Origin of the sequence: Acinetobacter colistiniresistens (assembly GCF_000413935.1) — a bacterium.
Classification (GTDB): domain Bacteria; phylum Pseudomonadota; class Gammaproteobacteria; order Pseudomonadales; family Moraxellaceae; genus Acinetobacter; species Acinetobacter colistiniresistens.
Genome location: NZ_KE340382.1, coordinates 1 through 21,041, shown reverse-complemented (window position 1 = coordinate 21,041; position 21,041 = coordinate 1). Strand labels below are relative to the sequence as shown.

Here is a 21,041-nt window from a genome sequence, read left to right as displayed (position 1 = left end):
AATTGAGCATGGGTTTATATGAATAATGTCTGATTTTCTGATTGATGAAGAATTACTTGCTGCGATTGATATGGGATCGAACAGTTTCCATCTGGCAATTGCTCGTGTTGATCACGGTGAAGTTAAGAAAGTTGCTTCAATGTCAGAAAAAGTACAGTTGGCTGCTGGGCTTGATGAAAATAAGAATTTAACAGAAGCTGCACAGCAACGAGGACTGGCCTGTTTAGCACGTTTTGTTGGGCGTTTGAGTTCAGTACAACCCAACCGTTTACGTATCGTGGCAACCAATGCATTAAGACAAGCAAAAAATGGGCACGAATTTATTCAGAAAGCGGCTGAAATTTTACCTAAACCAATAGAAATTATTGCAGGACGGGAAGAAGCACGTCTGATCTATCTTGGCGTTTCTCACACCATGGCCAATGGCGGGCGTCGCTTGGTGGTGGATATTGGGGGGGGCTCAACCGAGTTTATCATTGGTGAAGAATTTGAGCCGTTACATACCGAATCATTACAGATGGGCTGTGTTGCTTATAGCAAAACCTATTTCCCTGACGGTGAAATTTCACTGAAAGCCTTTGATAAGGCAGTGGTTGCTGCTCGTAAAGAAATGTCTGCTATTGCCAATACCTATAAATCTGTGGGTTGGGATACCGTCGTAGGTTCGAGTGGAACGATTAAGGCCTGCCGTCAGATTGCCGTAAATCTTGGCTTAAGTGATGAGCAGGAAAATCTGACCCGTGACGGTTTATATAAATTAAAAGACCGATTGCTTAAATTTAAACATATTACTGAAATTGATTTTGAAGGTCTGCGAGAAGACCGCCGAGCAGTTTTGCCAGCTGGACTTGCAATTTTGTTTGCCATTTTCGAAGTTCTCGATATTGATAAATTGGCATATTCGGATGGTGCATTACGTGAAGGCGTGATGTATGACCTGTTGGGCCGTTTCAAGCATGAAGATATTCGTGATCGTAGTGTGCAAGCGTTAATGGGGCGCTACAATGCCGATCCAAAACAAGCAGAACGCGTAGTCAATACGGCACAGGAATTATTTGATGGTGTGGCAGATTCTTTAAAATTAACGACTGAAGACAGTGACTTACTGCGTCGCGCTGCCTATTTGCATGAAATTGGATTGGCGATCAGTCATGGTGGCTATCATCGCCATGGCGCCTATTTATTGCAACATTCCGATATTCCAGGTTTCTCACAAATTGATCAAAATCACCTTTCACACTTGGTTTCTCATCACCGTCGTAAGCTACGTGCAGATGTAAAAAATGATGTTTTAAAGGTAGGTGGCAGCCATTTACTTTATCTTTGTTTATTACTTCGTTTGGCCGTTTTGCTGAACCATAGTCGCAGTGATCAGATGCTTCCTGCCATTGAATTGAGTGTTGTAAATGATCAACAATGGCAACTCAGTGTTTCTGGTGATGCTAAACAATGGCCTTTATTGGTTGCAGACTTGCATGATGAGCAGGTGCAATTTAAACATTGGGACATTGAGCTAAATATCCAGTCAGACAAATTTGTTGATTAACAATACATCCTCGTTAGGGATTATCTACGACTTATGAAAAATAAAGCGACTCAGTCCAAGGCTTGGGCTACGGTTCAAATTGCGCGACATCCTGAACGCCCGCAATTTCTAGATTATGTCAGTGAAATCTTTACTGAATTTGATGCACTGCACGGTGACCGCCTATTTGGTGATGATGGTGCCATGATTGGTGGATTGGCACGTTTTGATGGACAGTCGGTGATGGTGGTTGGTCAGCATCGTGGCCGTAGTACTCGTGAGAAGTTACAACATAACTTTGGCATGTGTAATCCGGAAGGCTATCGTAAATCACAACGTTTGCTTGATATGGCTGAGCGTTTTAATTTACCTGTATTTACGTTTGTCGATACCATGGGTGCATATCCTGGTGTAGGTGCAGAAGAACGTGGTCAGGCTGAAGCGATTGCCACCAGTTTGGCGCAACTTTCAAGCTTGAAAGTGCCAGTGATTGCCACGGTTCTTGGTGAAGGCGGTTCTGGTGGTGCGTTGGGTATTGGTATTGCCGATCGTGTGATTATGCTGTCACATAGTATTTACTCGGTAATCTCACCTGAAGGCTGTGCATCTATTTTATGGAAAACAGCAGATAAAGCAGCTCAAGCGAGTGAGGCATTGGCCTTAACAGCAGACAAGCTGAAAACTTTGGGTATTGTTGAATATGTTGTGGATGAAGGTGAAGGCGCACATTTGCAGCCTGAAAAAGTCATGCATGATTTAAAAGATGTGCTTAAACAAGCCTTAGATGAATTGCAACCGATGGATGCTCAAGAACGATGCGACGCACGTTATCAACGTTTAATGAAGTTTGGCAGCAGCAATTTAGGCATCGCGTCTTAGCACAAACTCAGCATTTTTCTGAACAACCTCAATTCCTGATTGGGTGTAGCGGCGGCATGGATTCCATGCTGTTGCTGTATCTGATGTCTGAACTTTTCCCGACCCAAAGCCGTGTCATTTATATTGATCATCAGCTGCAAAGCAGGAGTGCTGAGTGGGGTACGCTTGTACAGCAACATGCTGAAGCACTGAATATTCCTTTTATTCTTGAAAAAGTTTCTGTTGCAGCGGGTAATTTAGAACAACAAGCACGCAATGCGCGTTATCAAGCTTATCAACAGCATTTAAAATCCGATGAGATTTTAGTTTTGGCACATCATCAGCAGGATCAGGCTGAAACATTGTTATTGCGTTTATTTTCTGGTGCAGGTGTACATGGTTTGGCGGCGATGCAGCAGCTTGATGTACGTTCAGATCTGACCATTTGGCGCCCGTTTCTTCAACTCAGTCGTCAACAAATTGCGCAATGGTCAGCACAACTCGGTTTTGATTATGTGACTGATCCAAGCAATCACGATACGCATTATGATCGGGCATGGTGCCGGGAAGTGCTGTGGCCAGTTTTACAACAACGTTTTCCCAAAATGCAGGCGGCTGTCACGCGCAGTAGTGATTTAATGCAGGATGCGGCTGAAATACTGGATCAAGTGTTGCAAGCAGATTGGCAACATTGTGCAACAGATCGTGAACTTGATCTGATTAAACTGAGTCAACTTTCAACGGCACGACAACGACAGTTATTGTCTGCTTGGGTGAAAGGAAATGATCAATATCGGCCAAGCTTCGATATGGTGCAACGGTTACAGCAAGAAGTGATTCTGGCAAAACCTGATGCGCAGGCAAGCTTACATATCAATCAGCATTATTTTGTACGTTATCAGAAAAAAATATATCGCTTAACACAGGCTGAGCGTGATGCAGAAAAAACTTCTTCATTTCCAGATGTTTTATTGCAGCATTATGAGATCGGAAAAACGATCGATGTCGCAGCGGGACAATTTACGATTCGCCCTCATGAAATCGGACTTTCAGCCCAACTGTTAGGACGTGAGCTCAGCTTGATACAACGACAAGGCGGTGAAAAGATTCATCTCTATGGACGGGTTGGAAGTTGGCCGTTGAAAAAAGCCATTCAAGAGGCACAGATTTTGCCTTGGTTACGTCATACAATTCAAATATTAGTCGTAGATAATGTTATGCTTGGGGTTTTTAGCCCAAAGGGTTTTTGGTTGGCGCAATCTGAGTATTTAGAACAGGGTGGCTGGCAACCAAGTTTAATTTCTGACTGTAATGACTTTTTTCATCAGTCTATTTCATATGACGAGTAGGACATGGCGACAGCATTGAATAAAAATATTTGTTTTATTGGCGGCGGTAACATGGCGCAAGCCTTAATCGGTGGATTACTTTCGCGCGGATTACCGACCACACGGATTACAGTTTCTGATCCTGTAGAGCAAATTCGCCACGTATTAGAAGAAAAGGGAATTCAGACCACCACAGACAATGTGGAAGCGATTAAAAATGCGGATGTGGTGGTGTTGGCTGTCAAACCACAAGTCTTGGCAACGGTATTACAACCATTAACAGGCCTGTTGTCAGATAAACTAGTCATTTCAATTATTGCGGGCGCTGAAATTCAAACAATTTCAGATTTAATTGGTGGTAGTCAACGCGTTGTTCGTGTCATGCCAAACACTCCCGCATTGGTACAAACAGGTGCACATGGTATTTATGCATCTGACGCTGTGGGTACGCAAGATCGTGAGTTAACCAGTCAAATTTTAGCGGCGACAGGTTTAACCATTTGGGTGGACAGTGAAGCACAAATTGATGCGGTTACCGCCGTATCGGGTTCAGGTCCTGCGTATTTCTTTTATTTGATGGAAAGTATGATTCGTGCAGGTAAGAACTTGGGCCTGGATGAGAAAGTCGCGACTGCTTTAACATTGCAAACGGCATTAGGTGCAGCGCAAATGGCGATTACCAGCTCAAACTCTCCTGCAGAATTACGTAAAAATGTGACATCTCCAAACGGCACAACCCAAGCAGCTTTAGAAGTGTTTGATCGTGCGCAGATTTCACAAAATATTCAAGCAGCGCTTGCAGCAGCTCAGAAGCGTAGCCAAGAGCTTGCACAAGAGTTGAGTGACAAGTCTAAATCGGTTTAAGTAGGATAAGACAATTATGGGTGCAAGTTCTGCGCTAATTTTTGGTGTTTTGATCAATGTTGCGATTTTATTGGTCTTTTTCCGTTTTTTAATGCAATTGGCGGCAGTCAGTCCCTACAATCCTGTGGTGCTTTCTACAGCGAAAGCGACCAGAATTGTAGATGTTTTTAGCCGTATTTTCCCAACAGTCGGCAAAGGGCGAGTGAATTTAGCAGCAGTTGCCTTATTGGTGGTGCTTTATTTGCTGAAAATGTTTGGTCTGATGTATTTGTCTGGACAGATGCCGCATAGCGCTGTGTATTTGGTTATCACGACTTTTGTGACCATGATTCAGGACTTGATCCGTTTCTGTCGTTACTTGATTTTTGCAACCATCATTCTCAGTTGGGTGGTGATGTTTACCCAGTCTCGCTCGCCTTATATCGAAGTGATTCAGGAGCTAGCTGAGCCATTGCTTGCACCATTCCGTCGTATCTTACCGAATATGGGGATGATTGACTTATCTCCAATTCTGGCATTCTTGGCACTCTACGTGGCTGAGATCTTGATGAATGAAGCGGCTAAAGTTCTGTTAACCGGTCTTTAAGCGGTATGGATTCAATAAAAAATGGGCATCTTGTCCATTTTTTATTTCTTGATCCAGCGTTGTCGGATCGCTCGATTGAGTGGGTTGGAAAAGTAGCGTGCAATCAAGCCACCAAGTCCAATCGCAAGTAAAAAATAGATGAATAATAACAGTAGTTTGATATTGCCTTCAGTCAGGGCAGGTGTATAAAACAGTTTAAAAGTACCTAAAATAATGAGATGGAATAAATAAATTTCATAACTATTCTTGCCAATTTCCTGTAACCACTTAAAACGCGGCTTATGAGTTGTGATCTGTTCATTGGCGATATTTGCCAGAATCAGAATGGCGGTTGCAAGTGCAAATAGACTAATGCCCCAAACACAGTTTTGTTTAATCGGTGCTGAAAAGTAAATGAATAGCATTGCAGTAATGGCAATGATTTTTAGCCATCGCCAAGTTTTGGCTTGCAGTTTCAGTTGCGGTGCAACTAGTGCTGCGATACAGCCAAAGGCAATCCCATCAAAACTGGAGAAGTAATGATAGAGGTAGGCGCCACTTTCCTCACCGTAATGTAAATATCTAAAATACGGTGCAAATAGAATCACGGCAATACAGACAAATAGAAAGTAGGGTTTTTTCTTAAATAGCAGTGCTGTCAGCGGAAAAAGCAGATAAAACACTTCTTCAACCGATAACGACCAGAGCACCCCAAGTGCATAGTTGACCCAACCATTTTCAATGATCAGGATATTCATCCAGAAGGTCAGTGCTGCCAAATTGACCGTTGACTGAGCCACCACAATGCCATTTGGAGCTTGGGTCATAAAGGGTTTAAGCTCAAATGCCCCTAACAAATTCACCAGACAGATCAGCAAAATCAAGGTTGGCATGATGCGAGCAAATCGTGAAATATAAAAGTCCCGAGTATTGATTTGATGGAGTGCACCCCAACGCTTGATGGTATGTGAGGTGATTAAATAACCTGAGATCACGAAGAACATGGTGACCCCATAGTTGCCGTTTCGGGCTAAAAGCGTGGTAATGCTTTCGCCAAAAAACTGAAAGCCGATTGAGGTGTCGAACAGCTTATAGGGGATATTAAAGTGATGCAGTAACACCAAGCAGATTGAAATAAAACGCAGTGAATCAATGGAGTGATAACGGTTAAATTGAACTTGATTAAAGGACATGTTGCATTCCTATCTCCTTTGCGGATTAATTTTTATCGGCTATTATTTATTATTTGTGTTCTTGTAGCGCAGGGGAGTTTTAATCCCCTGTCTGCAAGAAACTTTTATTGAGCGGTTGTCGGCGCTTAGTGGGCAGCGTCCCAGTTTGGACCTTGTCCAACTTCCACCACAAATGGCACTGAAATTTCCAATACCGATTGCATCACGTCAGCAATTTGCTTTGACAGTTCATCTGCGATTGCAGCATCGGCTTCGAATACCAATTCATCGTGTACCTGTAGTAACAGCTTGGCTTGGTCTTTTGGTAGCATCTTATCGACGGCGATCATCGCCAGTTTAATGATATCCGCTGCACTGCCTTGTAACGGTGCATTGATGGCCGCGCGTTCAGCTGCCTGTTTAATCATTTTATTGCTGGCCATAATGTCTGGTGTATATAGACGACGACCTAAAATGGTTTCCACAAAACCTTGCTCACGCGCAATTTGACGTGTGCGCTCCATATAATCCAAAACACCTGGATAACGCTGGAAGTAACGTGCGATATAGCTACGCGATTCTTCACGGCTAAAACCGAGCTGACGGGTGAGACCGAATTCAGACATGCCATAGAGCAGACCAAAGTTGACGGCCTTGGCTTGACGACGTTGGTCATTCGTCACATCTTCAATGGCAATACCAAGCACTTCAGCGGCGGTACGACGGTGCACGTCCTGGCCTTGTTGAAAGGCATGAACGAGCGCATCATCTTGTGAGAAATGTGCCATCAAACGCAATTCGATTTGTGAATAATCGGCTGCCAATAAGACACGACCTTCAGGCGCAATAAAGGCTTTACGAATTTGACGACCAATCGGGGTACGGATGGGAATGTTTTGCAAGTTTGGATCGGTTGAAGATAAACGGCCTGTTGCTGTTAAGGCCTGATGGTAGCTGGTATGTACACGATGTGTCGTGTCATGCGATTGTTCAATCAAACGATCGGTATAAGTATTTTTCAGTTTTGCCAGACCACGGTGTTCCAAAATCACTTCGGCTAAAGGATGCTCGATTTTCTCCAGAATACTTTCACTGGTGCTGTATTGACCTGTCGCAGTTTTCTTACCGCCTTTGAGTCCAAGCTTTTCAAATAGAACTTCACCGACTTGTTTGGGCGAGGCAACATTGAAAGCTTCGCCTGCCAGTTCAGCTGCTTGAGCTTCCAGCGTTTGAATAGTTTTAGAAAATTCAACACTCAACTGATCAAGGAAAGCGTGATCTAGTTTAATGCCATCCTCTTCCATGCCCGTGAGGACACGCGCGACAGGCATTTCGATGTTATGCAGGATGTTGACCAATTCAGGATGGCTTTTTAGTTTTGCTGCTAACACTTCGTATAAGCGATAGGTGACATGCGCATCTTCGGCAGCATAATGTGCCGCAACTTCAAGCTCAATCTGGTTAAAGGTTTTCTGTTTGGCACCTTTACCTGCGATTTGTTCAAAAGTCGTGGTCAAATGGCTGAGATAAAGTCGAGCGACATCATCCATACCATGTCGAGTTGCTGCGGCATTCAATACGTATGAAGCCAGCATGGTATCGAAATACCAACCTTGAATGGTGATGCCATGATTGGCAAAGATATGTGCATCATATTTGAGATGATGGCCAATTTTCTTCACGTGTTCATTTTCAAGAATCGGTTTGATCTGAGCAAGAACCTGCTCGCGATTGAGCTGTTCAGGTGCACCTTCATAATCATGTGCAACTGGAACGTAATAGGCATCCTGGGCATCAAACGCCACCGAGAAACCGACCAGTTCGGCAAAACGATAATCCAGATTGGTGGTTTCCGTATCAATTGCAAAATGATCGGCCTGCTGCATGCGCTGCAATAAGGCATCCCAATCGTGTTGATTCAGTACCGTATGATAAGTGGCATTCCCAAGTTGATCATCTTGGCTAGACAGATTGGCATGGTCTTCGGCAACCACAGGTTCTACTTTTTGTTCCGCTTTGGCAATGCTTTGTGCCGTTTGCTGATAGGTTGAACTGTTTGGATTGTTTGGATGGTCTAAAGACTGTAACTGATTACGGAATTCTAATTCAGTGTATAGGTCACGAAGCTGTTCAACATTTGGATTAGACAGTTTCAGGTCATGCCAATCCAAAGCAAGATCGAGATCACAGACAATACTGGCCAGTTGGTGGTCAACTTTGATGTTGTCTACATTATCTTTAATATTCTGGCTGAGTTTACCTTTGAGCTGATCAGCACTGGCAATGATATTGCTGAGTGTGCCGTACTCATTCAATAGTTTCGCTGCTGTTTTTGCACCGACACCAGGTACACCCATAATACCGTCAGATGCATCGCCCATGAGGGTCAGATAATCAATGATTTGATTTGGATGTACGCCAAATTTTTCAAACACGCCAGCTTCGTCTAAAACACGTTCTTTAAAACTGTCTTCCAGTTTGACGTGTTCATTGACCAACTGCGCCATGTCTTTGTCACCTGTCGAGATGAGGACATGATGACCTTCAGCTAAAGCGCGTTTGGTTAGCGTCCCAATAATGTCATCCGCTTCCGCACCCGCGAGAAAATACAAAGGAATCCCTTGGGCTTTGATCAACGCATGTAGATAAGGAATCTGTTGAGATAATTCCTCAGGCATGCTTGGGCGATCACCTTTATAGATGGGTGATAGTTTATGACGGAAGGTTGGCTCTGGCGTATCAAAAATCACAGCCATATGCGTCGGTTGAGTGCGGCGCATCAATTTCTGAATGGCTGAAATTGCACCCCGTATTGCATTGGTATGTAAGCCAGTCGACGTCGTTAATGGCGGTAGAGCGTGAAAAGCACGAAATAAAAAATAAGACCCGTCAACCAAGACAAAAGGTGGCATTGCGCAAATCCTAATTATAAATTAGTCGCTATTTTACGTGAAAAAGTGGTGGCTGTCTTATTTGAACAGGAATGAGTGCGGCTGCTTGTGTCGTTTAAGATTTGCAGTATTTTGTATGTAACAATACCTGCTGATCTGGTGATCAAGTAAGATAGCCGCAATGAAGCTGTCATAATTGATATAAGTCTATGTATAAAAAAGATAAACAGGGACTCATCGTCGTTTTAATTGCCTTGACTGTATTGCTTGCTGCCGCAATTGCATTGAAGTGGCAGGGTACTGTTGCTGCTGCCAGCATTGGCTTGACCGTTGTTATTGTGCACATTCTGTCTGAAATTCATCAGCGTTTAACTCGGCTTGAGCAAGCCGCGCCGAACCATTTCACACAACTGACGGACATCGGCGTACAAAAAATTGTAATTTATGCGACCGCATTACTTGCACTGTTTGCCTATGCCAATACGTGGATGTGGCTTGCGGGTGGGGCGTTATTGGTATTGTTGCTGTGCTTGATTCAAACCATCAGTGCTTTTCAAAACCGATTGCTGCATTTAGAGCAGATCGCAACACAATCGATAAAGCAAGAGACTGCAATTCAGTCGCAGCCTTTTTCTCATGATCAGGGGATTGATCTCACTCAATCGGCAGCTTCGGCTACTGCAATTGTAGAGCAACCACAAACTGCTTGGATGCAAGCCAGTCCTGAATCAGTCCAGACAGCGACACAACAAAATTCAATTTCTCCAAGGTCTAAACCTAAACAGCCTGCTTGGTGGCAACCTGCACTGGACTGGATGATGCATGGCAATCCAATTCTCCGTGTCGCTGTCGCCATACTCATGGTCGGTGTAGTGTTATTATTACGTTTTGCCAGTGAACATTGGCAACTCAGCCTCGGTGTTAAACTGGGTTTTATTGCCAGTGCAGGTGTGATCACCACCCTTGCAGGTTATTGGTTGCAAAAGAAAAATCAATTATTTGCAGTTGCTTTACAAGGCGTCGGTCTGGCGGTTGTATTCCTGACTCTGATTTTCTCACACCATTTTGCGGTCATTGCCAGTTTAAGCACGGCCAGTATTTTATTTGTGATTTTATTATTGGTGACGGTCTATCTAAGTTTAAAGCAACAAGCCCTGTATTTAGCGATGTTGGCTTTAACCATGGCTTATCTTGCGCCATTGCTAATTCCACAAAACCATCCTGATGTGATTTTCTTATTCGGCTACTACTTTGTCATTAACTTGGCTGTGGCAGCATTGAATTTTATTCAGCCATGGAAAATTCTGCATCAAATTGCCTTCTTTGCCACCATGTTTATTGGTGGATCAACAATTGGAATTTACGCAAAAACATCGCAGTTTAATACCTTGGATATGATTCTGTGGCTACATATGGCGCTGTTTATCTGGCTCAGTATTCGTTATAGCCAATTGATGGTGCGGGCGCAAAATCAGCGTTTAGAGTCAGATCAGGAAATGGGGCTGAAAACACAGCGTTTACAACCGATTTTAGATGTCGGCTTGATTTTTAGTGTTCCTGTATTGGGCTTTTCATTACATGCCTATCTAATGCAGAACTCGACAGCAGCGCTCACTTGGGGAGCGATTGCACTCGCGCTTGTTTATATCAGTCTCAATATCTGGATTAAGCGTCAGTATCCACAACTTTCAATTTTAGCCAAAAGCTTTTTCATCCTTGCAGTGGTATTTGTCGCGTTGATTTTTCCATTGGCCAAAGGAGCACATTGGACATCAACGGGTTGGGTGATTCAGGGAACCGCACTGATTGTCTGGGGAGTGACCGAGCGTTATCGATTAAGTCGTTATGTGGGCGTGGCGTTGGTGCTGTTAAGTTCGATGGCATTGCTGTTCCAAGTCTGGTCAAATGATCATTTCCCGATTCTAAGTACTGCAATTTTTGCATTGGCTCAATTTATATCGGCGTTTTACCTACTGCATTACCAAGAAGTGGAGAAGTATTTCAGCGCACGGATGTTGAGTGGTGTATTTCTGGCACTTGGGCTGTATTCGGGCGCGATTGCTGGCGTTGAGTTGATGCAATGGCAACAGGATGGACTGAGCCCTTATCTTGCGATTGCAGCCACGTTGTTGCTGTTATTTAGTGTGGCTGTGTATCTTAAATCACGCTTGCAATGGGGCAATCTACAACTGATTTTGGCGGCGGTGTTATTGTTGCTGCTTTATGTGGAAAGTTTTGCTGTACAGATCTATTCGGTTGGGCATTGGCCAAGTGGTTTAAGTCAGCTGAGCTTTGCCATCGCTGCAACCTTATTATCATTACTCCTAATCAGCTTGAATTTGAACAAGCCGAAAGGAGATGCCAAGATTTGGGCCACTTTACTCTGGCTGGGTTTAGCTTTGATTGGCCTCGCTATTTTTCCAATCATGCCGATTGCAGCACTTGGGTTAATTCCTGTGAGCTATAGTGTCTGGTTGTTGCTATCCAATAGAACCTCGCTATTGCATCAGTTCCCTATATGGTGTCTAACCCTCTTTTGGTTAGTGTTGATGAGTTTAGATCCAGATTCGGTGCAACAGTACTATTTCCTACCGCTTCTAAACGTCACTGATCTTTTGTCTTTATTGGTGTTTGCGGGACTGATTTGGACGATTTATCAACATGACTTTAGTGTGGAAGGTTCGATTGAGTGGGGTTTTAAAGTCTCAACTATTTTGATTGGCTTATTGGTGTTGAGTAGCGTGGTGGTACGTGCCATGCATCATTATTTGGGCACACCATTTTGGGGAATCGCGATTTGGCAAAATGGTGATGTGCAACTCAGTCTGACGTTGTTATGGGTAATTTTGGCCTTTATTCTGATGACCTTTTCCAGCCGTCGCCACATCCGGCAAATTTGGTTTGTCGGCGCTGCATTATTAGCGATTGTCGTGGCGAAACTGTTGTTATTGGATCTATCGCAAAGCGGCACATTGACCCGTGTAATTTCATTTATTGGCGCAGGAGTCGTGATGTTGGTGATTGCCTATCTGGCACCTTTGCCGCCTGCAATAGAACAGACTCAGAAAGAGCGCTGATTATTGCTCTTTCTGTTCTTTTTTGAGTTCTTTCTGATTGGCATATTGATCGACTTCGTCATTTTCTAAGGGAAGAGGTCGATCAATCAGACCCATTTTCGGTACCGGAATCTCGATCTGATTTTGTAGAAAGCCATTACGGATACGTTCCTGCATTTCATCGCGGACTTTGAGTGAGTTTTCCTGACGACACCATACTGCAAATAATAGTTCGATTGAAGACTCCCTGAAAGCAGTCACGGTAACCGTGGCTTTAGGGTCATCCATCACCAGAGGGTATTTGGCGGCAACGTCTAACAGCACATGTCGCACTTTAATAATGTCTTCATGGAAATTAATTGCCAAGGTGATTGGAATACGCCGTATTGGATATTTAGATAAGTTCATCACCGGTGTTCGGATCAGCTGTTCATTCGGCAAACGAATATAAACATTGTCGAGTGTGAGTAATTTCACTGAAAGTAAGTCAATTGAAATCACTTCACCTTCAATGGTTTGCCCCCGAATTAAAGTAATTTGAATCGTATCGCCGACTTCAAATGAACCTTCACCAATCAAGAAAAGACCACTGATCAAGTTGCTGGCCGAGGTTTGTGAAGCAAAACCCAAGGCAACGGTTAAGATCCCTGCCGCACCCAGAAAGACACTGAGTTTAAAGCCAGCTTCTCTTAAGCTAGTCATAATGAACAGCAAGAAGATGAAGTAAAAAATACCTCGACGCCAGAGCAGGCGCTGATGCGCATTAAATCGGCTGCTCACGGTACGGATAAAGGCATTGGAGACCAAACGGGCAATTAAAAAACCAATAAAACATAAAATAATCGCGACTACGATTTCACTGAGCCGCTCAAAGTTGATGTTGGTGAAAACATTGGTCAGGCTGCCAGCAACATCTTTGGGAATATTCGAATTTGGCATGGCAACCCCTTAAAAGAATGAATCAAACATATTAAATAAGGTACTGCCTGGAGCACGAGGTGGGTGTACATAAACCACTTCACCCGCAGGGCTCGGGGTTTTGTTTTCGATTCGAATACGTGCAGGGTGGTCAGTGCCCTCGTAATAAACTTTAATTTGTGAGGTCCATAACCGGCCAGTACTTTCACTATAAAATAAAGGCAGCGCAGGAACAGGCACATTCATACGGTCAAAGCGCAGTTGATGATGACTGGTATTGTGAAACTCGATGGGGGTTACTGCTCGGAACGCACGGGGTCTGAGTAGGTTTAAATCAATACGCCCATCGACAGAAGTGGCATAGCAAATCTCGCCATTCTGCGGATCTTTACCAAACCATGTGTCCTTGGGTTGAATCACTGGAATGTCGAATAAAGGCTCAGAGAGCCCATCCACCAAACCCGCAATCCATAAAGGAGTGCTGATATATAAGGTTCCGCGTTGACCTGCAGGAATATAAATTGGATCAACAGGTCGAATCACCACTGAGCGATCGGCCAAACGGGGCATTAGGTGGAAGCTGCTATTGGTTTTATGAAACATATAGCGTTCAATTTTTGCTGGGGGCGGCATGGCAAACTCAGTATCGTTCAGAATTTTCCATTGCTGTTCATAGTCGTGCTGAGACTGTGGACGATGATATTCCAAACGCCACTCTTTAATACCGCGTGTCAGACGAAACAGTAATGACCCGAATTGCCAAGCTTTGGTTTGCTGGATTTCAAATTGTTGTTCGCCCCACCATTTCAAACTATTGGAATGCGGCGCTTCATATTGATTATTTTGAGACAAGATGCAAAATTCCTGTGTGAGTATGCTAAACAGACTTCACGCTGTAATCTGCTTAGAGTACACTCACTGCTTTCTTTTATCATTATTTGTGTGATGCAAATACTTAAACAAATACAAATTCCTTATAGTTTCGCTAAACGACATGGCGTTTTGTTACGTTATGAAGGCGATCAAGTTTTTATTGTACGACGCAAGGACACTGCGCGTATTGCTTTGCAGGAAGCTCGCCGAATTTTGGGGAAATCAGCTCACGATCAGCTTTGTACCGATCAAGAGTTTCATGCCTTACTCAGCTCTAGCTATGCAGGGGATACAGGGGAGTCGCAGCAGGTTGCTGCAGGCTTGGAAGATCATCCCGATCTTTTGAGTCTGGCCGATCAGGTGCCTGAAGCCGAAGACTTGATGGATCAGGAAGATGATGCGCCGATCGTCCGTTTAATCAATGCATTACTGTCAGAAGCGATTCGGGTTAGTGCCTCGGATATTCACATTGAAGCCTTTGAGAAAAAACTCTCGGTACGTTTACGTGTTGATGGACAATTGCGTGAAATTGTACAGCCACGCCGTGAATTAGCGCCGTTGCTGGTATCACGTATCAAAGTTATGGCCAAACTGGATATTGCCGAGAAACGGGTTCCACAAGATGGTCGTATCTCATTGCGTCTTGCAGGACGTGAAGTGGATGTGCGTGTTTCGACTTTACCCTCTTCACATGGTGAGCGTGTGGTCATGCGTTTGCTGGATAAGCAGGCAGGGCGTTTAAACATGACCCATTTGGGCTTAATGCAGAATGACTATGAGCGTTTAACGCAATTGGTGCATCGTCCGCATGGCATCATTTTGGTCACAGGGCCTACGGGTTCGGGTAAAACCACCACGCTGTATGCGGCCTTATCTGATCTTAATGACAATACTCGTAATATTTTGACCGCCGAAGATCCGATCGAATATCAATTGGAAGGGATTGGCCAAACTCAGGTCAATACCAAAGTCGATATGACCTTTGCACGTGCGCTCAAGGCGATGTTACGTCAAGATCCTGATGTGGTAATGGTTGGTGAGATTCGTGATCTGGAAACTGCGGAAATTGCAGTTCAAGCCTCTTTAACAGGTCATTTGGTCTTGTCAACGCTACATACCAATACCGCGATTGGTGCGGTGACGCGTCTAAAAGATATGGGAATTGAACCCTTCTTGTTGGCGAGTTCATTGATCGGGGTGATTGCACAACGTTTGGTACGGACTTTATGTCCGCATTGTGTCACTTGGCGTAAGGCTGATGATTTTGAGCGACAAGTGTTCCAGCACCTTAAAGTAGATGAATATATGCAGCTACCAGAACCACATGGTTGTGAAAAATGTTCACATGTCGGCTTTAGCGGACGAACAGCGATCTATGAAATTGTGCCTGTGGATGAGTCGATGCGCCGTCTCATTCATGGCAATGCGGCTGAATTTGAACTGGAAAATCACGCACGTCGTTATGCAGCATCGATTCGTGATGATGGTTTATTGAAGGTTTTGGCTGGAAAAACTACATTGGAAGAAGTGTTACGTGTGACCAATGAGGCTGCGGAAGAATAAATAAACCTATAAATAAAAAACAGCATGATCATTCATGCTGTTTTTCTTTGTCGTATGTGAAATGCTTATTCAGCAGTCACGATATTAAAATTTACATCAATATTGCCACGGGTTGCATTTGAATACGGGCAAACAATATGTGCAGCTGCAACCAATTGTTCTGCTTCAGCCTGTTCCATACCAAGTAGATAAACATTTAAAGTCACTTCGATCCCAAAACCATTTGGAATCGGGCCAATCCCGACTTCACCTTCGACGTAAGCATCTTTGCTAATTTTGAATTTATCGCGATTGGCAACAAACTTCATTGCACCTAAGAAACAGGCTGAATAGCCAGCAGCAAATAGTTGCTCAGGGTTGGTCACGGCACCACCAGCGCCGCCCATTTCTTTGGGTACGCCTAACTGAACATCTAAAACACCGTCAGAAGAAGTTGCTCGTCCATCACGACCACCGGTTGCTTTTGCTTTCGCACGATAAACCACTTGTTCTAAAGACATGATTATTATTCCTGAATATTATTGAGTGCAATTAGATCGTACTGGATCTAAATTTAAAAACAAGTAAGCAAACGTTGTATGTTCTGACATTTAAAGTGCGAATGTTTGTAGGTTTTGATCTTCGCTTTTGTCGTAATTTCTGCTTTCATGGAAATGAATGTCAGTCATCTATTTTTAAAGTTCTATTTTAATAAGAAGGAGAGTTAAGTCTTGATCTGTTGAAAGAGAGGGAGTTGTCTAGCTGAGACATGATGAATTGATTTTTTAATAGAGAGATCGAGCTGTTAAAACAAAAAAGCACAAGTGATCATCCTTATGCTTATAAAAAAGAGTAATTTTTAAAACTATATTTACCAAAGTTCAGCAATCTTTTTCATCAGTCGAGCCCGGTAAAGTGCTGTTGGGCTGCTCAGGTTGTTTTGTGCCTCAAGTTCAAAGTGCTGTTGCCAAGCTTTGATCATATCTAAGGTGGCGCCTTTTTGCTTAATTACCACAACATCCTCACGTCGAATATTGCTTAATCGTTGCCTTGCACCTTCAGCACCTGTGCCCCAACCAATGACCCATTGCCCAAAAGCATTCAATGATAAATTTTGCGGTGTAGATAAAACCCGAGAAGATTGCGTGGACTCGTCCCCATCGAGATCAAGCGATGAAGCATGAAGTTGTGCAGTTGTCCCCAAAAAGAATAAAATCAGAATTAATCTAAACATGAATAAAACTTAATAAGAATTAATTGACGATGTTACATCATTCGTAGTCCAAATCACTTGAATCTGCTTAACGATGATCAATAATTTGTATTAAATCATGATTCTATATATCAGACATTTATAAAAGTTGATCCTTTCAGTCAGATTGCTGCTGTCTGTATTAATTTTATACAGTTCAGTGTTTAGAGAAAGAGAATAGCGAGAACGAGATCAATAATGAATGATTGTACGATGTTGCATGAGCGGCATTGCTTGGCGAATCTGATTTTGTTCTGCAAGGTCAAAGTTGCTACTAATCAGACCATGACCTTCGCGGTCAATGCTTTGCAACAGTTGACCACGGCTATCCGTAATAGCTGCATGGCCCCAAGTTTGACGTTGTTCGCCATGCCAGCCTTGTTGTGCAGCACCTAACACATAACACTGACTATCCATGGCACGTGCTTGTAGCAGCAATTGCCAATGCAGTTGGCCTGTAGTGTAGGTGAATGCAGCAGGGGCGGTTAAGATATTGGCACCTTGCTGACGTAAAGTTAAAGCAAGTTCTGGGAAGCGTAAGTCATAACAAACCATCAGGCCAATATTGCCAAAAGGTGTTTTGGCAACCACCACTTGATTGCCAGGTTCGAAAAACTTAGATTCTTGATAACCACCTACAGCATCACCCACTTGTACATCAAACAAGTGAATTTTGTCATAGCGGGCTTCAGTCCCTTCAGGACTAATACATAAGCTGACGGTTCGAACACGACCATCTTGAATAACAGAACCATCTGGACGGAATGGGCATGGGAGTGTACCTGCAACAATCCAGATTTGATGACGATGTGCCAATTGCTCTAAGCGTGCTTGAATGAGCTCGAATTGCGCAGCAGTTTCACGTTGCTTACCCGCTGCGAAGCAAACAAAATTTTCTGGAAAAACGATCAGCTCTGCCCCTTGAGCCTTACTTTGTTGAAGTAATGATTCAATGACATCGAAGTTTGCTTCAATGTCATTTTGAGAATTCATTTGTGCAACGGAAAGTAAGGTCATACAGGGGCCACAATACTGAGTTTAACGATCAAGCGTTTTGTTTTTGTACGTCGTGGTTTAAGCAATCTTGTTCTTTTTGCAATTGCTTCACTAGTGGTTCAAACATATTCTGGTTGTTTTCATTCAAACGCATCAGCGTTTTATGTGCATCGAGTACGGTGTTGAGCATGGCACTATGTGTGACATGTTCATCTGTGAGCTCTAGCGTGCATACATTTGGATCGCCGCAGTAATTTAAAATCACAAAGACTTGCCCGAGCCCCATACTGTTGGCCAAGGTGGTAATATCTGGATTTGTCGACAGCATAACTGCTTGTATGTGATGAGCTTGCTTAAGCTTTAAACCCAATTTTGCCAGTATGCCTAACACAGTACTGTCAATAAATGTGGTTTCAGTTAAATCAACGATTGCACCAACAACATTCTGCTGCTGTTCAATTCTGTTGAGTAGTTTGTCTAGACTTATACAAGAGTGAGCACGCACTTCGCCAATAAGCTTGAAAATATGCGTTCCGTTCAAACTTGCATATTCAACATGACCTGTTGACATATAAATGCCATTTTCAGAGAAAGGATATAAAATTATCCCATAGTGATATTGCAGACACAAGTGGTTGCGCAGCGTTATTTGACTAAATTACTGATTTAAAAGCTAATTCATTCGGCGGAGACTGAGGATTGCAATGTCATCTGCAACGTGATCAGGCGCTTTGAAGGAGTCTTTTTGCAGATGTTCGACCAATTGGTTGAACTGATCATTTAGGCCACCATCAAAGGGTTCTAAAGCACCATCTGAGCATAATATAAACCTTGCATGGCGGCTTAATTTACACTGATGCTCTTCAACTTCAAGCTCTTCGGTTAGGCCGAGGGGGAAGCTACTGGTGGTTAAAATTTGCGGTGGTTTATTTGGTTCAAAAATAATTGGGGGTGGATAATGCCCAGCACTAGACCAGCGCACTTCATGTGTTACAAGGTTCAATATGCCAGCAACCATGGTAATGTGTTTTTCAATATTTTCTTGTACTAACATGGCATTAAGTTTTTGAATCAACTGACCTGGGGTCTTTGAACGGCCATGAAAAGCGGCCATCCAGGAGGTTAATAAACTACTGGTAACACCATGCCCAGAAACATCGGCAAGATAGAATAAAACCTCTTCATCATTTAGGCGCCAATAATCGTACCAATCACCGGATAAATAAGCAGAAGGCTGAAAAAAGGATTCAAATTGATAATTGGGTAATTCAATTGGATTGGGTAACAGGCGCTTTTGTAATTCTGCGGCAGAGGGTAAATCTCGACTGTCTTGATTGCGTTTGTATTGCGCATCGATTTTAAATAAAGAGTGAACCGGATTTTTGGGCAAACTGTCCCAAATCCAACCCGCTAAAGCACCTAATTCCCATGCTTGGGCTAAAGCAGCACCTTCGTGTTCAAATGCAAGCACAACGGTGGGAAATTTCCATTGATATTTCAGAAAATCTTGCACATCTGCTATCGCAATGATGGTTTGATCATACAAATCCAAATCATCGATTTGAATAACCTGTAGACTCGGTAACTCAGTTAAAGCTTGATTTAAACAAGGTATAGAGCGGGAGGGTTGAATGAAATACATAGATGAGTAGTCAATCCTTTGTATGATCGTTTTTTAATTCATTTGTAGAAATGAACAAAATCTAGAACATAGTATTGCCAGAGTTTAAATTTTCTGACAATACATAAGTTTGTAAAACATTATTTTAAATGAATCATTTTGCTTCAGAAGAGGTGTCATCAGCATCATCTACATCACCAACAAAAGAGACGTCGTTTGAGTCACCACGTTTCTCTGCAATCTGGAATGATTTACGTTGTAAGTAAAAATCTCGGATCATTGAATATTTATCGCCTTTTAAGCTTTCTTCAATATCTAAAATTTGTGAACGTGCATCAACTGCCTGTAATAAGTTGGTTGACCAATAAATGCCTTGCTGATCATCTAGTAAATATTTTTGTGGACGGCCAAAACTGTCAGCGGCTAAACCAAAACCATCACGGAATGTACTTGGGCCAAAAAACGGTAACATCACATAAGGACCAGATGGAACACCATAATAACCTAGTGTTACACCAAAACTTTCTTCTTCAGTATTTAAACCTAAACGACGGGCAGGGTCGGCAAAGCCTAAAGTTGTTAACGTATTTAAGGTAAAACGCCCCAGTGTTTTTGCCGCACGTGTTGGACGACCTTGTACCAACTGGTTAACAGCATTCCACGGTTCACCTAAGTTTTTACGAAATTGACGATATGGGCTACGTACTGGTTCTGGTACTTTAGCAACATATTGAATGGCAACAGGCTTTAAGATATTACGATCCAACATATCATTAAAAGCATAAATCTGGCGGTTCAATGGTTGTAGAGGATCTTTCACTGAATCAGGTTGTGCTGCATTTGCATTCACCTTTAAATCATTCTTGGTGAGATGCTTTAAATCTTTTATGGCCTGTATAGTTGTAACTTTTTGCTCAGCATTAACCTGAGCGCCAGCTGAGGCAGGTTGAGCCGCTGATTCAGCTGATGCATCTTGAGCAAATACTGATGAACAAGCTCCAGCAGTTAACAACCCAAGCAAGATAAAATTAGAGTAATGCATATAAGTCCTTAATCGCTGTTAGAGCGAAATGATGCAGCTATTAAATGATCGCGCTATTAAACACAAAACATAAAGATGAGGCATATAGTTTAGTTGTTCTCTTATTATTAAAACAAATTCGATCGGAAAATATAAGAAAAATTGTGATTTTGGTTTAAAATTGTTCACTCGAATAAAAAAGATAAGAAAGGGGGTTGTATTGGGTTGTGAATGCTGTAGAATGCACATCCATCGGCGGTGATGCAGATAAAAACTTGTTGAGAAACAAGGATTTGGCTTAAAGTGGTTGAATTCTTGGGTTGATTGATAAGTTTGATAAATATCTAAATTACCTGTTGACTTTTAAGAAATTGAGAGTAATATAGCCGACCTAGCTTGATGATGACGAATCATCGAGAAGATCATTAAGAGAATAGAAGAACAACTTGTGTGGATTTTTACTGGTTGATCAATCGAAAATATTTCATTGATTGAAGAGTAGAAATTTCTCGAAGTTTATTTGAGCGAATTTTTAGTCAGAAAATTGATGAGCCAAGAT

At 42.8% G+C, this 21,041-nt stretch carries 17 protein-coding genes; 7 read left to right on the top strand and 10 right to left on the bottom strand.

The genetic code is table 11. From position 1 onward, the window contains the following. Positions 1 to 25 precede the first annotated feature (25 nt). The 5 genes from ppx to F907_RS03510 are packed head-to-tail and all read left to right on the top strand — an operon-like array spanning position 26 to position 5,161. Positions 26 to 1,546 carry an exopolyphosphatase gene (ppx, locus tag F907_RS03490; RefSeq protein ID WP_005277011.1) on the top strand — a complete coding sequence of 507 codons (1,521 nt, stop codon included), beginning with the start codon at positions 26 to 28 and terminating at the stop codon, positions 1,544 to 1,546. 33 nt (positions 1,547 to 1,579) lie between these two features. Next, positions 1,580 to 2,404, top strand: a complete 825-nt coding sequence (locus tag F907_RS03495; RefSeq protein ID WP_016653017.1) for an acetyl-CoA carboxylase carboxyltransferase subunit alpha — start codon at positions 1,580 to 1,582, stop codon at positions 2,402 to 2,404. Further along, positions 2,341 to 3,732 carry a tRNA lysidine(34) synthetase TilS gene (tilS, locus tag F907_RS03500; protein WP_081402452.1) on the top strand — a complete coding sequence of 464 codons (1,392 nt, stop codon included), beginning with the start codon at positions 2,341 to 2,343 and terminating at the stop codon, positions 3,730 to 3,732. Before F907_RS03495 ends, tilS begins: the two co-directional genes overlap by 64 nt. Before the next feature lie 3 nt (positions 3,733 to 3,735). Then, positions 3,736 to 4,575, top strand: coding sequence for a pyrroline-5-carboxylate reductase (gene proC / locus F907_RS03505; protein ID WP_005276999.1), 840 nt, complete (start codon positions 3,736 to 3,738; stop codon positions 4,573 to 4,575). 16 nt (positions 4,576 to 4,591) lie between these two features. Next, entirely contained in the window at positions 4,592 to 5,161 is a 570-nt protein-coding gene (locus tag F907_RS03510; protein ID WP_005239590.1) for a YggT family protein, read from the top strand. A 41-nt stretch (positions 5,162 to 5,202) separates the two neighbouring features. Here F907_RS03510 and F907_RS03515 read toward each other — a convergent pair whose 3' ends face one another. Together F907_RS03515 and polA are read right to left on the bottom strand one after the other, a co-directional pair. Next, entirely contained in the window at positions 5,203 to 6,333 is a 1,131-nt protein-coding gene (locus F907_RS03515) for an acyltransferase family protein (protein WP_016653015.1), read from the bottom strand. Positions 6,334 to 6,458: 125 nt separating this feature from the next. After that, positions 6,459 to 9,224, bottom strand: a complete 2,766-nt coding sequence (gene polA, locus F907_RS03520) for a DNA polymerase I (RefSeq protein ID WP_016653014.1) — start codon at positions 9,222 to 9,224, stop codon at positions 6,459 to 6,461. Between the two features lie 188 nt (positions 9,225 to 9,412). On the opposite strand from polA, the gene F907_RS03525 reads away from it, so the two are divergent. Continuing rightward, positions 9,413 to 12,280 (top strand): DUF2339 domain-containing protein, encoded by a 2,868-nt coding sequence (locus F907_RS03525; RefSeq protein WP_016653013.1) that lies wholly within the window; start codon positions 9,413 to 9,415, stop codon positions 12,278 to 12,280. On the opposite strand, the gene F907_RS03530 is transcribed toward F907_RS03525, so the two are convergent. Together F907_RS03530 and F907_RS03535 are read right to left on the bottom strand one after the other, a co-directional pair. Further along, a complete protein-coding gene (locus F907_RS03530; protein WP_016653012.1) occupies positions 12,281 to 13,198 on the bottom strand; it encodes a mechanosensitive ion channel family protein in 918 nt (305 codons plus the stop codon). 9 nt (positions 13,199 to 13,207) lie between these two features. Beyond that, positions 13,208 to 14,029, bottom strand: a complete 822-nt coding sequence (locus F907_RS03535; protein WP_016653011.1) for a hypothetical protein — start codon at positions 14,027 to 14,029, stop codon at positions 13,208 to 13,210. Positions 14,030 to 14,122: 93 nt separating this feature from the next. On the opposite strand from F907_RS03535, the gene gspE reads away from it, so the two are divergent. Further along, a complete protein-coding gene (gspE, locus tag F907_RS03540; RefSeq protein ID WP_005276988.1) occupies positions 14,123 to 15,613 on the top strand; it encodes a type II secretion system ATPase GspE in 1,491 nt (496 codons plus the stop codon). Positions 15,614 to 15,678: 65 nt separating this feature from the next. Here gspE and F907_RS03545 read toward each other — a convergent pair whose 3' ends face one another. The 6 genes from F907_RS03545 to F907_RS03570 all read right to left on the bottom strand — a co-directional run bounded on the left by F907_RS03545 (position 15,679) and on the right by F907_RS03570 (position 20,503). Continuing rightward, positions 15,679 to 16,113 carry an organic hydroperoxide resistance protein gene (locus F907_RS03545; protein ID WP_005239582.1) on the bottom strand — a complete coding sequence of 145 codons (435 nt, stop codon included), beginning with the start codon at positions 16,111 to 16,113 and terminating at the stop codon, positions 15,679 to 15,681. 350 nt (positions 16,114 to 16,463) lie between these two features. Continuing rightward, positions 16,464 to 16,826, bottom strand: coding sequence for a DUF4951 domain-containing protein (locus tag F907_RS03550; protein ID WP_016653010.1), 363 nt, complete (start codon positions 16,824 to 16,826; stop codon positions 16,464 to 16,466). Between the two features lie 210 nt (positions 16,827 to 17,036). After that, positions 17,037 to 17,861, bottom strand: coding sequence for a carbon-nitrogen hydrolase family protein (locus F907_RS03555; protein ID WP_016653009.1), 825 nt, complete (start codon positions 17,859 to 17,861; stop codon positions 17,037 to 17,039). A 28-nt stretch (positions 17,862 to 17,889) separates the two neighbouring features. After that, positions 17,890 to 18,411 (bottom strand): anti-anti-sigma factor GigB, encoded by a 522-nt coding sequence (gigB, locus tag F907_RS03560; protein ID WP_005239579.1) that lies wholly within the window; start codon positions 18,409 to 18,411, stop codon positions 17,890 to 17,892. Positions 18,412 to 18,513: 102 nt separating this feature from the next. Then, complete coding sequence (gene gigA, locus F907_RS03565; protein ID WP_005276981.1) at positions 18,514 to 19,482, bottom strand: RsbU family protein phosphatase GigA; 969 nt, start codon at positions 19,480 to 19,482, stop codon at positions 18,514 to 18,516. A gap of 133 nt (positions 19,483 to 19,615) precedes the next feature. Beyond that, the gene (locus F907_RS03570) at positions 19,616 to 20,503 is read right to left on the bottom strand and encodes an MlaA family lipoprotein (protein ID WP_005276978.1); all 888 of its coding nucleotides are present in this window, start codon (positions 20,501 to 20,503) and stop codon (positions 19,616 to 19,618) included. Positions 20,504 to 21,041: the final 538 nt, after the last annotated feature.

Excerpts from the sequence above, each read along its gene's own strand:
- ppx (WP_005277011.1), top strand. The coding sequence starts at position 26 with ATGTCTGATTTTCTGATTGATGAAGAATTACTTGCTGCGATTGATATG.
- F907_RS03495 (WP_016653017.1), top strand. The coding sequence starts at position 1,580 with ATGAAAAATAAAGCGACTCAGTCCAAGGCTTGGGCTACGGTTCAAATT.
- tilS (WP_081402452.1), top strand. The coding sequence starts at position 2,341 with ATGCGACGCACGTTATCAACGTTTAATGAAGTTTGGCAGCAGCAATTT.
- proC (WP_005276999.1), top strand. The coding sequence starts at position 3,736 with ATGGCGACAGCATTGAATAAAAATATTTGTTTTATTGGCGGCGGTAAC.
- F907_RS03510 (WP_005239590.1), top strand. The coding sequence starts at position 4,592 with ATGGGTGCAAGTTCTGCGCTAATTTTTGGTGTTTTGATCAATGTTGCG.
- F907_RS03515 (WP_016653015.1), bottom strand. The coding sequence starts at position 6,333 with ATGTCCTTTAATCAAGTTCAATTTAACCGTTATCACTCCATTGATTCA.
- polA (WP_016653014.1), bottom strand. The coding sequence starts at position 9,224 with ATGCCACCTTTTGTCTTGGTTGACGGGTCTTATTTTTTATTTCGTGCT.
- F907_RS03525 (WP_016653013.1), top strand. The coding sequence starts at position 9,413 with ATGTATAAAAAAGATAAACAGGGACTCATCGTCGTTTTAATTGCCTTG.
- F907_RS03530 (WP_016653012.1), bottom strand. The coding sequence starts at position 13,198 with ATGCCAAATTCGAATATTCCCAAAGATGTTGCTGGCAGCCTGACCAAT.
- gspE (WP_005276988.1), top strand. The coding sequence starts at position 14,123 with ATGCAAATACTTAAACAAATACAAATTCCTTATAGTTTCGCTAAACGA.
- F907_RS03545 (WP_005239582.1), bottom strand. The coding sequence starts at position 16,113 with ATGTCTTTAGAACAAGTGGTTTATCGTGCGAAAGCAAAAGCAACCGGT.
- F907_RS03550 (WP_016653010.1), bottom strand. The coding sequence starts at position 16,826 with ATGTTTAGATTAATTCTGATTTTATTCTTTTTGGGGACAACTGCACAA.
- F907_RS03555 (WP_016653009.1), bottom strand. The coding sequence starts at position 17,861 with ATGACCTTACTTTCCGTTGCACAAATGAATTCTCAAAATGACATTGAA.
- gigB (WP_005239579.1), bottom strand. The coding sequence starts at position 18,411 with ATGTCAACAGGTCATGTTGAATATGCAAGTTTGAACGGAACGCATATT.
- gigA (WP_005276981.1), bottom strand. The coding sequence starts at position 19,482 with ATGTATTTCATTCAACCCTCCCGCTCTATACCTTGTTTAAATCAAGCT.
- F907_RS03570 (WP_005276978.1), bottom strand. The coding sequence starts at position 20,503 with ATGCATTACTCTAATTTTATCTTGCTTGGGTTGTTAACTGCTGGAGCT.